Source organism: Pseudoalteromonas sp. PAR1 (genome assembly GCF_947311895.1).
In the GTDB taxonomy this organism is placed as follows: domain Bacteria; phylum Pseudomonadota; class Gammaproteobacteria; order Enterobacterales; family Alteromonadaceae; genus Pseudoalteromonas; species Pseudoalteromonas lipolytica_C.
In genome coordinates, this window is record NZ_CAMZMY010000011.1 from 63,113 (window position 1) to 76,562 (window position 13,450).

The following is a 13,450-nucleotide window of genomic DNA, read 5'->3' on the forward strand; positions in this document are numbered from 1 at the left end:
TTAGCTTTGTTCAAAAAATTTAACTTTCTGATTTATAGATGCATAAGAATCACATCGCTAACCACGGCAAACAAAAAGTAAAACTTTAGGATTAACTGACTAATTAGAAGTCAATCCTAATAAAGTCAATTTATGACTTACGTTTGCCTAAAATTTATTGGCACTCAACAAGCGCAATGATGGCATGCTTAAGTTACTTTTTCTGCTGTTGCTGTTTTTCGGTTAATCTATCAGCCACTGTTGCTCCTCGCTCTCCAACGTCTTTCACGGGGCCCACAGTACTATCGACTAAAGTTTGTTGTTCTATGCTGGCATTAATCGCAGCACCAAAAATAATGATGTATGCGCTGATATAGAGCCACATCAACATAATCACTACACCACCTAATGAGCCATACGTTTCGTTATAACTTGCAAATTGTGAGACATAATATGAAAAACCAATTGATGCGATAATCCATAGCAAAGTAGCCAGTATTGAACCTGGTGTGATCCAGCGCCATTTTGCTGCTGTTCGATGTGGCGCATAGCGATATAAGAATGCCAACGCGCAATTAAAAATAATCGCAAGCAGTGGCCAAGTAATGAGCTTGATCAACAAATCAATCAGCTCTGTTAAACCAACTAGGTTAAGTACAATCGGTAAAATACCGATGATCAATAAGGCCACCAGCGCAACAACAATGGCACCTAGCGAAAATAAAAAACGCACCAGTAACGCCATAAAAAATTGTCGTTTGTTATGCTGATGATAAGTGATATTACAGGCTGTTATTAGCGCCTGACAGCCCTTGCTGCTACTCCAAATCGTTAACAATAAAGTCCCTATGGCACTAACACTTAACACCTTTTGCGATTGCTGAGTCACCTCTGCAACCTGCAGCAAAATAATGTCTCGACTACTTGTTGGTAAAATAGCAGTGACTTTATCAAGTTGCTCATGGATATCGGTTGGGGACGCAAAATAAGCGTAAACAGAGACTGTCGCGGCTAATGCAGGAAAGATCGCAAGCAAAGCATAAAATGCCACCCCAGCCGCCACAAACGATAAATTGTCTTGTGATAAATTGTGATACACGCGTTTGATAATATCCCACCAGCCTCTAACTGGGATCTCCAACGGTGAATGTGCCTGAAATCCGCGCTTATCTTGAGCCATATCTGACCTAATACATTGCTTTATTAATTTTAAAGCTGCAAACAGCTTGCCATTAATTATGGCGCTTGAATTGCACTAAGCTAAGCTTACTGTAACAAAACAACCATCCATGGAGTGGTGCAATGAGCCTCTATTTATTATATAAAAATCAATTAGCTAGTTTGGTTTCACCTAAATTATTTGTTACCACACAGAAACCCACCGACAGCATTGCTTGGCAAGACTTAAACCTACAAGTTACGCAGTTTTTACACACTACTTGGCAAATGTTACCAGCCCTTACGTTAGGCCTCGTAGCTGTTATTATTTGCTATTTATTAGCACGCCCTTTGTCATATATCTTGATAAAACCGCTTGGTTTTGTAAGTGAAAGCAAGCTATTACATGTTGTAACACGACGATTTTTTAGCATCATTATCATTTTGTTTGGGGTGTACTTATTTTTGCGCCTTGCAGGACTTACCGATTTTGCTGTAGCTATTATGAGTGGTACTGGATTAGTGGGTCTTATTTTAGGTTTTGCTTTTCGAGATATTGCCGAAAACTTTATCTCAAGCATGCTGCTCAGTGTCCAGCGCCCTTTTCGTATTGACGATGTGATAGAAGTAGATGGTCGTTTAGGGGTGGTTAAAAAAGTGACGGCTCGCGCCACAACTTTAGTTGATTTTGATGGTAATCACATTCAAATACCGAATGCGACTGTGTATAAAAATGTCATAAAAAACCTCACCGCAAATCCTAAAATGCGAGGTCACTTTAACGTTGGCATTGGTTACGATAATGACATTCGCTATGCCCAGCAATTAGCAATGAAAGTGGTTAAGCAAAACCCGGCTGTCATTAGTGATCCGCCAAGCCAAGTGTTAATTGATTCATTAGGCTCAGCAACACTAAATCTAACTATTTATTTTTGGGTAAATAGCAATGAGCACAGCACAGTTAAAGTGGCATCTCAATTGATGCGAGAGTTGGTCAATACCTACTTATCAGAGCAAGTCAGTATGCCTGATGATGCCCGCGAGCGAATCATTTTAAATACCGAAACAGAGCAAATAAATAGTAATTCGAGCACGCCTCCCCAAACATCAAAAACACTCACCGATCATAGCTTAGATGATGTCAGCAGCGATGCCGATGATATACGCGAACAAGCTGATCAATCTCGCGACCCCGAACAAGGCAGTAATATTATCTAAAATTTATTGCTAACTAAGTTTCATCATTGGGTTTATCGTGCATAGCGCGTTTAAACCCTTTAACTGACGTCCCTAAATCACCACCTATCCGAGAGAGCTTTTTTGTGCCAAATAACAGCACCACAATTGCGGCAATAATGACTAATTGCCAAACACTAATTCCTGCCATAACAACCTCACTTTTTAAAAATAAAAGCGCCTTTGCAGGCGCTTGAACAACACTAACAACTGGGAATACAAAGATTAAAAGCTAGCACGTACACCTAATGCGACCTGAGTACCAAAGCGCTCAAGGTAACTCACTTGGTCAGTGCGCTTGGTGTAACCCCAATAACGCTCATTCGTTAAGTTAGTTGCTTCAGCAAACACAGTGAATTGATCACTGATGTTATAGCTCATGCTGGCATCTAACTGACCATAATCAGAGATCCAATAAGGGCCACCCCACGCATCTGGATCCGATAAGAATTTACTACGCCAGTTATAGGCTAAACGCGCTTGGAAACCATATTGCTCATAGTAAACCACCGCGTTATATGAGTTTTTCGACATACCTCTAAATGGCAAGCCTGACTCTTTTAGCTCTGGCTCATCGTAGTTACTGTCTACATAGGTATAGTTAAGTTGAAAACCTAAACCATTAAAGGGCTCTGGTAGTAAGTTTTCGAGCGATTGCTGATAAGCAAACTCAGCGCCTTTAATAGTGGCACCATACTCACTCTTGCCCGGGTAAGAGGCAAAATAACGCACGCCTTCGATTTCAACTGGGCTTTCTACATAATCGATAAATGATTTCAGGTCTTTTACAAACACCCCACCACTTAACGAGCTGCTGTCTTCAAAGTACCATTCTAAGGTCATGTCTGCTTGATTAGCTTCTTCAGGTGTTAACGATAAATCACCCATAGAAAGTTGTGGTAAGCCTTCACGATAAGTATCAAAGTTTGGCGCAAGCCATGGACGCAAATAGGCTAATGATGGACGACTAATAACTTGTGCCGCAGAGAAGCGGTAAATCAAATCATCAGTAATGCTAAGCTTAAAGTTCATGCTTGGTAAAATATTGCTGTAATCCCCTTCAAATGATTGCTGAATGGTTTCGCGCCAACCATTTTCAAGTGGTTTACCATCTTCTTGTAAGTCAATTAACGATAAATCATACACCGACCCTTTAGAGCTCACTTCTGTTTGTGAACCACGAATACCGACATTTAGCATATACGGCATTTTTGCAAGAGTGCTTTCAAGCGTCACTTGCGCATACGCGGTAAGAACTTCTTCTGTTACCTCATAAGTACCCGATGAATTAAGCGAGGCAACAATGCTCTTGTCTGTAGCTTCAGCATTAATTGAACGATAATAAGCAAGTAACTTATCGTAATCGAAACTTGGCCATGGCTCAGGTGTAATGCTACTTTCACCTTCTAAGAAGTTATCGAAATTCGCCTCAACAAACACGTCACTTGGGATTTCAAACAGGTTAAAGTCACCTACATTTACTACCGTGCTGTCATCAAATTCATAACCGTCACGATCTAAGTATTGGCCACCATTACTAAATTGGCTGGCATTTTTTGAAGCATATTCCAGTTGGCTCTTGGTTTGCTCAAGGTATGTTAAGCCAAAATCGATACGGGTAACTAAATCACTTTCAGGCAAAAATGTACCGGTAAACTTAAAGTCATTGATAGTGTCTTCAACCCCGGTACCTGTATTACGGCTATAGTGCGCACCGTATGATTGATCCGCTGTTAAGCCCGGCGATAAAGTAACATCTGGCAGCATATTACCAGTGGTGTAATCAATGCCAATCGAGTCAATAAAACCACGGGCAACAATAAAGCGATTATCACCACCATTTTCATTTTTCGCTTTTGAATGCGCAACATCCACAGCCAGTGTTAGGCCATCCATTGGATACCATTTGGCATTAAGGGCAAACTGATACGTATCTGTTTTTCGAGGATTGGTTAAGTTTAATAACTCCACCATAGTATTACCGGTTTGCGTCATTGATACCACTCGGCCTGAGTCATCAAATTGTGCATCGGTAAAAACGGGCGTGCCTGGCGTCCAGCTTTCGTCGTAGTTAACAAAACCGATTTGATAACGGTGACCATCGGTGTTGTAACGCGAATATAAGGCATCAAAGTTAATATCTAGGGTATCTGTTGGGCGCCATTGCATTGCTAGCGTCGCACCGACGCGTTCACGCACATCTTGCGCGTTGGCAAAATACATGTAACTCGGAATTTTTGAGGCAAATATTTCGCTTTGCCCGTCAATTTCTCCGTTGCCATTCATATCGACTGGCACACCGGCACTGTCTGCTCCCCAGCCCTCTTCTTCATCAAAGAAGCCGCTTGCAGAGTATGTGTCTGCACGTAAGGTTTTCTTTGAATAGGCCCCAGAGAAAAGCACACCAAAGGTATCATCATTAAAGTTGTCACCTATGATGAATGAAGCATGCGGGTGTACATCTCCCGTGCGCGATTCATAAATCCCCTTTGCTGAAGCACTTAAAGTGAAACCGTCTTGATCAAGTGGTTTGCGAGTTTCGATATCAACAACCGCACCAATCCCCCCTTCAATTAAGCGTGCTTCTGGTGATTTATAAACTTGCAGTGCTCCGACTAACTCTGAGGCAATGGTATCAAAGTTAAAGTCGCGGCCTGAATTTTCAGACGCCAGTTTACGGCCATTCAAGGTGGTAATGTTGTAGCCACCACCTAAACCACGTACTAAAATATTTTGCCCCTCACCGCCATTACGGGTAATGGTGATACCAGGAATACGCTGTAATGCTTCAGCTAAGTTTTCATCGGGAAACTTACCAATGTCGTCCGCAACTACAACATCAACAACCGTTGTTGCTTCTCTTTTACGAAAGTTTGATTCTTTAATGCTGCTACGTATCCCTGTAACCTCAATAACCTCAACATCCTCTTCGACTTGGTTATTGTTATTATTGTCTTGCTGTTGTGCAGAGGCTGCGAAACTGACTGACGAAGCCAGTATCGAGCTTATCAATACGCTCAGGTATGTTTTTCTAGCTGTTGTTGCCATGGTGATTTCCTGTTTTTTAATATTCTGATTTGTTGACTATAAAAAATAGTACTTAAGTAAGGCCTCACACTTAATTTATAACAAAATGAAACAACCTATCAACAAATAATTACCTAGTGAAACTTTCGATAGTTACGAAAAAAGCGTTAAAATAGTCATCAATCGCTTCAAAAGCCTTTAATGGCGTACGTTTAATTTCGAAAGCTACAGGAAGGATTTTTTTTAATTATTTTGAAAGGAACAAGAAAATCGTATTAACTAGGCAACAAAAAAGGCAACCTAAGGTTGCCTTTTAGAAATATGTTTACAGTATTCTATTGTTTTGTATTAAACGATGATCACTTCTATGCCTAGGTTTGTTAAAGATTCAACAAATTCAGTTGGCATATTTTTGTCAGTAACCAGAACATCTATTGATTTAAGCGGTAGGACATTATACAAGGCACGTTTACCAAATTTACTCGAATCAGTCACTGCAATGACTTTGTCTGCGCGAGTACACATGGTTCTATTTAACATTGCCTCAGGCTCGTAATGAGTGGTGATCCCCGCTTCAGAATCGATGCCATCAACACCTAAAATAACCTTTTTGAAGTTATATTTACTCAGTGCTTGCTCAACCTCATTGGAGTAGAAAGACAAGGATTTCTTGCGTAATTGGCCACCCAGCATAAATACATTTGCATCGTCGATATCGGCTAATACGTGCGCAATATTCAAACCATTAGTCATCACCGTTAGCGCTTTTTTGCTTGTGAGTGCTTTGGCAACTTCTTCAGTGGTGGTACCTGAGTCAATAATTAATGAATCGCCATCTTCAACTAAATTTGCAACAGCTTTCGCCAGCTGAACTTTAATTGCGTAGTTTTCGTTATGTTTATCTTTTACCGAAAGCTCTTTGGCAAGCTTATCGCAAGCGATTGCCCCACCACGAGAACGCACGACTAAGCCGCGCTTACCTAGTTCATTAAGATCATGGCGTATACTAACCTCTGAAATATCAAAGGTTTTAGCCAGATCTTTCACACTAACTTTGCCCTTTTCTTCAGTCATAAGGACGATTTTTTGTCTTCTTTCGATTGTGGTTAGCATAACTGCCCTGTTGGTTTAAAACTGCTTTCAAAGTAATACATCAATACTACACACTTTACGGTTGTAAAGCTAAAATTAGTTTCGAAATAAAATAAAACTTTCAAAACTTACGAATTTTGTTTTATAGTGAATAAAAAAAACCACCTTGGTGAAAAAAATGACAACAAAAAGTTCACTCATAGCTCAGCCACAATATATCGCTCGCAGCCAGCTTCTTCCAATGGTGATTATTGGCGGACTGTTCTTTTTATTCGGCTTTATTACTTGGCTTAATGGCTCTTTGATCCCATTTTTGCAAATGGTCTGTGATCTCAATCACATCGAAGCCTATATGGTCAGACTGGTATTTTATATTGCCTATACGGTAATGGCATTACCCAGCGCGAAAATTTTACAGGCATTCAGCTATAAGCATGGTATGTCATTTGGCTTGGCCATCATGGCTTTGGGCGCCTTATTATTTATACCGGCAGCACAAACACAAGCCTATTGGTTATTTTTAGTCGCCTTGTTTACATTAGGGAGCGGTCTGACCTTACTACAAACAGCTGCTAACCCGTATATTGTGTTGCTAGGGTCAAAAGATACAGCGGCGGTGCGCATTAGTATCATGGGTATTTTGAACAAAAGTGCAGGTGTAGTTGCTCCATTACTTTTCTCTGCCATCGTGTTCAGTGATATTGCCAACTTTAGCCCTGAAGCCTTGGCACAACTCAGTGACCTTCAAAAACAACTTCAATTACAAGAATTAGCAAACCGCTTAATTAGCCCTTACATGGCTATGGCGATTTCACTGGCAATTTTAGCTGCGTTAATTATGTTTGCTCCATTACCTGATATTGAACAACCTCAAGCAATTAGTAGCAGCGAAGAGCAATCTATTTTGCAATTTCCAAACTTAATTTTAGGTGTGATTGCTTTATTCTTTTATATCGGTGCAGAAGTTATCGCCGGTGATACCATAGGTCTATATGGTAGGAGCAAGGCATACTACAGTTTGCTGAACTCACCTCATACACCATGGGTTTTATGGTGCTAGGCTATGTATTAGGGATTGTGCTTATTCCGCGCTTTTTTACTCAGCAACAAGCCCTGCTATTCTCAGCATTGAGTGGCTGCGTATTTTCACTCGGTATTATTTTTGTAGACACGCAACAAACAGCACTCTCCAATATTTTACTATTTTGGCTCGCTGATAACAGTTTCCCTGATACGGTATTATTTGTAGCCCTGCTTGGCTTATCAAATGCGCTGGTTTGGCCCACTATTTGGCCTATGGCGCTGGCAAACTTGGGTAGTAAAACCCAAACGGGTGCCGCACTGTTAATCATGGGGATTTCTGGTGGAGCATTACTGCCGCTTGTATATGGTGTGTTTGCAGAATTTACAGGGAATGCCCAGCAAGCATACTTATTATTATTACCTTGTTATGGATTTATTCTTTATTACGCATTGATTGGTCACAAGCTAACAAGTTGGCGTAAATAAATCGTTCGCAGGCGATGCCACTAAGCAGAGCCTGCTATTTTCTCTGATGTAAAATACCCTAATAATAAAAACTCGCGTACGGTGAAGATACACTTATACATTAAGTATTCTTCATGCTTAGCTGGAGTTACCTGTGAAATCGGTACCCCTTGCAGCTCAATTACTTGCTGATACTGCTGTTCACTGATAGTGAACAAGCGTTTTAATTTGTTAGCCAGCTGTGGTGCACAGGAATTACCCTGCGCAATTAATTCAGCGCCTTGTAAACACTGTATCCGTTCAGTAGCCGTGACAGTGTTAGCCAACATCAAATCTGTAAAAGCCACTAAATCAAAATATAGCTGTTCGGCGGGGTCTAACTCTAAAATAACCGCTTGCATCTGCCTGACGACATCCCGATGCGCCGCTTCTTTTAGCACCTCAAAATGGCTGTCATCCATTTTATCAAACAACTGAGTAGCGGCCACTGGCGTAATAGCAACACCTAATAATGCCGATAAATATTTAATAGCCTGTCGCCTTTGTAGATCAGCCATTAAACACTCCATTGTGATAATGCTTAACGGCATGATCCGCCGCTCTAGCAGTAAATGCCATATAGGTTAGAGAAGGGTTTTGATAAGCTAATGAGCACATAAATGAGCCATCAGTAACATAAACATTACGCACACTATGAATTTGGTTATAGCGATTAAGAACAGAGGTTTTAGCATCTTGCCCCATACGGGCAGTGCCCATTTCATGGATCGCTTGTCCCGGTGCAGATCCCTTATCATAGGGTTGCACGTTCTGGTAACCGGCCTTTGTTAGCATCTCAACTGCCTGTGCTTTCATATCTTCTCGCATACGCAGCTCGTTTTCACTAAACTGACAATCAAAATTAACTAATGGCAGCCCCCACTCATCTTTTAATACTGGGTCTAAGCTCATTTTATTGTGATGATAAGGCAGACATTCCCCAAAACCTATCAAAGCAACTTGCCAAGGCCCTGGTTTGGCAAGCTCTTCACGAAAAGCTTTGCCAAAACTGAGCTCTTTAAAACCGCGTCGCCAGTCTTTACGTGTCGCGTACCCTTGATAACCATAGCCACGAATAAAGTTATGTTGCTCTTTATCATCAAGGTTTCGAAAACGTGGGATATGAAAGCCAACGGGTCTATCGCCATCATTATAATCATCAGCAAAGCCTTTCGGCTCACCCATGGCGCCAACCCGAAAATGATGATCCATTAGGTTATGACCAAGCTCTCCACTATCATTCCCTAAGCCATTAGGAAAACGTGCAGAAGTTGAATTTAATAACAAGGCTGTTGTTGCCACAGTTGATGCACAGCAAAAAATAATATTCGCCCGTTCGATACGCTCTTTTTTGGATTCAGCATCAATCACTTTTACACCTGTGGCTTGCCTAGTTTCTGGGTTGTAAATAATCTCTTTGGCAATGGAGTGAGCCTGAATGGTCAGTCGCCCAGTACGCATTGCAGCAGGCAAGGTCGAGGCTAAACTACTAAAGTAACTACCGGTTGGGCAACCTCGCATACAGCGGTTGCGCTTGGTGCATGGGGCACGACCTTGCTCAGGTTTTGCCTGTGTTAAATGGGCGACACGCCCTATCGTTACATGACGGTTTTTATAATGATTTAATAAACTGCGTTTTAGATGCTGCTCTACGGCATTGAGTTGGAAAGGCGGTAAAAAGGGGCCATCGGGTAATTGCGGTAAATTAAGTGCTTCACCAATAACCCCGATGTAGGCTTCGACTTTATCGTACCAAGGCGCAATATCTTGGTAGCGAACAGGCCAATCAACGCCGTGGCCATCTTGTTTGTTAGCAGCAAAATCAAGATCGCTGAGGCGTAAACACTGACGTCCCCAAGTTAATGAACGCCCGCCTAAATGATAGCCTCTGATCCAATCAAATCGCTGCGTTTCTCGGTAAGGATGCTGCAAATCATTTACAAACCAATGTTTTATTGATTGCTTAGTAGCATAGCCAGTGCGCGCTTGTTTAGCTTGATTCCGCTTTTCTAGCAGGCTGGGTCTGTCACGAAATGGCAGTTGCCAGTCTTCTTTAAAAGCCGTTATATAATCGCTTCCATGCACAACCTGCCTGCCACGCTCAAGTAACAGCACGTTAAGGCCTTTTTCGGTCAGTTCTTTAGCAGCCCAGCCGCCAGTAATACCACTGCCAATAACAATGGCATCAAACACTTTTTCCTGCATTCGTGTATGTTAGTTCTCGTATATTTGCTTACCAGCACAGATGGTTGCACGAACAGTAAAGCTGTTGTCGAGCACAGCAAAATTTGCCACTTTTCCTACAGCAATACTTCCGATAGAGTCGGCTTTATTTAAAAATTCAGCCGGGACTAAACTGGCCATATTAGTCGCTTCAACTAAGCTTGCGTCGGTTAAGTTATAAAAACGTTCAACGCCCACTTCCATCGTTAATGTACTGCCTGCTAAAGAGCCACTTTCAGTTCGCGCAACACCTTGCTCAACCCAAATAGGAAGCTCACCTAATCGATAACGACCATCTTGTAAGCCACCCGCGCTGACACAGTCTGTAATAAGGGCTATTTTATCTGCCCCTTTTAAACGATAAACCATGTTCATTATGCTCGGATGCAAATGAATTCCATCCGGAATAAGCTCAACCATTGCATCGTTGTCCATCAACAGTGCACCGGTACAACCGGGATCACGATGATGAATACCGCGCATACCATTAAAAATATGTACCCCGCCACATGCACCATGCTCTAGTGCTTGTGTCGTTTGATCAAAACTGGCATCAGTATGGCCTAGCATTACCCGCACTCCCTTGTCGGTGATATAGCGGATCATGTCGGGCGATTCAAGTAACTCTGGCGCCAATGCAAAAGAGGTTAAACAGCCATCGCAAGCAGCATAAATCTCATCGAAGCGCTGCTTTGTAAGCTCTAAAAAGAATGACTCATTGTGTGCTCCCTTATGCGCTTCAGCGAAGAATAATCCTTCGTTATAAGCACCAAGTAGCTGTGCACCAGTCAGGCCTTTTTGGTAGGCACTCGCCATATTTTTATAAGCTTGTATTGATACGTCCCAATCTGCGGTCACTGTTGTGCCGACAAAACCGGTAACACCGTGCTTAGCTAAAGAGCGAGAAATAGTCTCTAGAGATTCTGGGGTGCCGTCCATAATATCGCAGCCTTCCCGGCCATGAATATGCAAATCGATAAAGCCCGGAAATATACTCTGATCCCCTAAATCAATAACCTCAATACCTGGCTCGCAATCTTCAGTAATAGCCATAATTTTACCGTGTTTTACAAGCACAGCATGATGATTTAACACTGCCTCGGCTGTGATCACCTTAGCAGCTTTTAAGTAATAACAATCAAGATGTTGAGGAAATAGCATGAACACTTCCTATTATTGCAGCGCCTCTTACGCCGCTAGAATCACCAAATTTTGCCCGTTTTACCTCTGGAACTGTAAAACCAGAAAACAGGTGCGACTGAATCGCATCAGGGAGTTTTTCAACGATAGCGTCAATTAAAGACAAGCCACCCCCTAATACTATAACTTCGGGATGAAGACTTTTACTGACGGCCGCAAAAGTCTCGCCAAGAATATCTAAATAACACCCGAGCACGGCCAGTGCTTGCTCATCGCCATGCTTAATATCGTTAGCCCACTCAATCGCTGACTTAGGAGATTGAGTAATATGCTTATAAAGCGTCTGCACACCCGGCCCTGCGATATAACTCTCAACACAGCCATTCAAACCACAGCCACATTTTAATACCGGCAGTTGGTATTTTTGTTGTAGATAGGCAGAAAGTGGTAAATGACCATATTCGCCCGACATACCTAGCCCTTGATTGAACAGCTCGCCATTAATACACATGCCACCTGCAGCGCCAGTGCCAACAATAGCACCAAAAACACGGCTATACCCTTCGCCGGCTCCGCCATTGGCTTCAGATAAAGCAAAACAGCGGGTGTCATTCAGTATGGCGACAGGTCGTTGTAACAATGCTTGCAAGTCATTGGCAATAACTCGACCAGATGCACAAGGCACGTTTGCCGATAAAACTTTACCATCATCATTTACGATTCCTGGCATACCAATGCCAACTGCCCCTTTGCAACCACTGAGTTGATCAGCCTTTAACACTTGCTGATGAATTGCTTCTAAAAACTCCTGATAATTTTGAGTTGGCGTCGAAATTCGCCAACTCTGCTGTTGCTCTAAAATATCATTAAAAATAGCGGTTTCTATCTTCGTTCCGCCAATATCGAGTCCATAAACAGCCATATTCTACCCAACGTCGCTTAGCGAGAAGTTAATGGGTAAATAGTTACCCCTTTTACAACACGGTTAACTTCGCCCGTAGGACAAGGGTTGTCAGGTGTTAAACCGAGTGAAATTGATTTGAAAAATGCAAAAATCTGACAATAGACAATATAATACAAGCCTTGCCAAACATCATCTAGCTCGACCAGTTCACTATCGACTGTTAATTTTTTTACCGCTGAACATTGCTGGTCATTGACTAGCTCATTGTATAGGTCCGTATCATAAAGGCTGCTGTACTTATCACTTGATGACATTAACAACACAGCTGTTTTGTCATTAATAATTGTTTTAGGGCCATGACGAAAACCAAGTGGTGTTTCAAAATAGCTGATTAAGTCGCCATTAGTTAGCTCTAAACATTTCAATGCAGCTTCTTTTGCATAGCCTAATAACGAGCCAGCCCCTAAAATAACCAGTCGTTCCATATCTGAATCTGCAAATGCTTTTATACTCTGCAATTGCGTTTCAATAAGCTGCTCAGTTTGTGTTGCTAAATGCGCCAATTGATTCACATCGGGTGTAAAAATACACAAGGTAGAAATTAGCATTGAAGAGAAGCTGCTAGTCATTGCAAAGCTTTCATCAAGCGTTTCTTTAGGCATTAATAGGCAAAAACTATTCTCTTGATTATTAGCTCGTTTTGCCAGCTCCCCTTGTTCATTACAGGTAATCACTAAGTGATAACATTGATCAAGCACTTCATCGGCCAAATCAACCGCAGCGACACTTTCAGGGCTATTACCCGAGCGCGCATAAGATACCAACAAAGTAGGCGTGGTTTTTTGCAAATAACCCAATGGATTAGAAACAATATCAGTGGTACTTATTGCACGTACATCAAGGTCTGTTTTTGCAGTTAAGTGAGGAGCAAGCGCTTCACCCACATACGCCGATGTTCCTGCACCTGTTAATACAATTTGTAGTTTCTTTAGTGCAAGGATTGGGGCTAAAAAGTTTTTAATTTCTGTACGGTGGTTTTCAACAATAGCAGCTGTATTACACCATGATTCTGGTTGCTGGCTTATTTCTTTTGCTGTCCAATAAGCATTTTGTTGCTTAAGATCGGCTACATCTAATGATAAAAATTGCGTCATCATTCATTCT

At 41.8% G+C, this 13,450-nt stretch carries 9 protein-coding genes and 2 pseudogenes; 2 read left to right on the plus strand and 9 right to left on the minus strand.

Annotated elements, in window-relative coordinates; all coding sequences use genetic code 11:
* Positions 1 to 193 precede the first annotated feature (193 nt).
* Complete coding sequence (locus tag QL229_RS11045; protein WP_138556747.1) at positions 194 to 1,159, minus strand: YihY/virulence factor BrkB family protein; 966 nt, start codon at positions 1,157 to 1,159, stop codon at positions 194 to 196.
* A gap of 122 nt (positions 1,160 to 1,281) precedes the next feature.
* On the opposite strand from QL229_RS11045, the gene QL229_RS11050 reads away from it, so the two are divergent.
* Positions 1,282 to 2,355 (plus strand): mechanosensitive ion channel domain-containing protein, encoded by a 1,074-nt coding sequence (locus tag QL229_RS11050; RefSeq protein ID WP_281546880.1) that lies wholly within the window; start codon positions 1,282 to 1,284, stop codon positions 2,353 to 2,355.
* 19 nt (positions 2,356 to 2,374) lie between these two features.
* Here the strand turns inward: QL229_RS11050 and tatA are convergent.
* The 3 genes and pseudogenes from tatA to agaR form a co-directional block, all read right to left on the minus strand.
* Positions 2,375 to 2,524, minus strand: a pseudogene (gene tatA / locus QL229_RS11055) (twin-arginine translocase TatA/TatE family subunit); the annotation flags it as partial.
* Positions 2,525 to 2,598: 74 nt separating this feature from the next.
* Positions 2,599 to 5,421 carry a TonB-dependent receptor gene (locus QL229_RS11060; RefSeq protein ID WP_281546881.1) on the minus strand — a complete coding sequence of 941 codons (2,823 nt, stop codon included), beginning with the start codon at positions 5,419 to 5,421 and terminating at the stop codon, positions 2,599 to 2,601.
* Between the two features lie 327 nt (positions 5,422 to 5,748).
* A complete protein-coding gene (agaR, locus tag QL229_RS11065; RefSeq protein WP_135923474.1) occupies positions 5,749 to 6,513 on the minus strand; it encodes a transcriptional repressor AgaR in 765 nt (254 codons plus the stop codon).
* A 220-nt stretch (positions 6,514 to 6,733) separates the two neighbouring features.
* Here agaR and QL229_RS11070 point away from each other — a divergent pair.
* Positions 6,734 to 8,001 (plus strand): annotated as a pseudogene (locus QL229_RS11070) (sugar MFS transporter).
* Positions 8,002 to 8,021: 20 nt separating this feature from the next.
* Here the strand turns inward: QL229_RS11070 and QL229_RS11075 are convergent.
* From QL229_RS11075 to QL229_RS11095, 5 genes are read right to left on the minus strand one after another with little or no spacing between them, the layout of a single operon-like run.
* Positions 8,022 to 8,537, minus strand: a complete 516-nt coding sequence (locus tag QL229_RS11075) for a hypothetical protein (RefSeq protein WP_281546882.1) — start codon at positions 8,535 to 8,537, stop codon at positions 8,022 to 8,024.
* Complete coding sequence (locus tag QL229_RS11080; RefSeq protein ID WP_281546883.1) at positions 8,530 to 10,224, minus strand: GMC family oxidoreductase; 1,695 nt, start codon at positions 10,222 to 10,224, stop codon at positions 8,530 to 8,532. Before QL229_RS11080 ends, QL229_RS11075 begins: the two co-directional genes overlap by 8 nt.
* Before the next feature lie 9 nt (positions 10,225 to 10,233).
* A complete protein-coding gene (gene nagA / locus QL229_RS11085; protein ID WP_281546884.1) occupies positions 10,234 to 11,403 on the minus strand; it encodes an N-acetylglucosamine-6-phosphate deacetylase in 1,170 nt (389 codons plus the stop codon).
* Positions 11,381 to 12,304 (minus strand): ROK family protein, encoded by a 924-nt coding sequence (locus QL229_RS11090; protein ID WP_135923470.1) that lies wholly within the window; start codon positions 12,302 to 12,304, stop codon positions 11,381 to 11,383. The genes nagA and QL229_RS11090 overlap by 23 nt, the downstream gene beginning before the upstream one ends.
* Positions 12,305 to 12,321: 17 nt before the next feature.
* Positions 12,322 to 13,443 (minus strand): SIS domain-containing protein, encoded by a 1,122-nt coding sequence (locus QL229_RS11095; RefSeq protein WP_235403649.1) that lies wholly within the window; start codon positions 13,441 to 13,443, stop codon positions 12,322 to 12,324.
* Between the last annotated feature and the right edge of the window lie 7 nt (positions 13,444 to 13,450).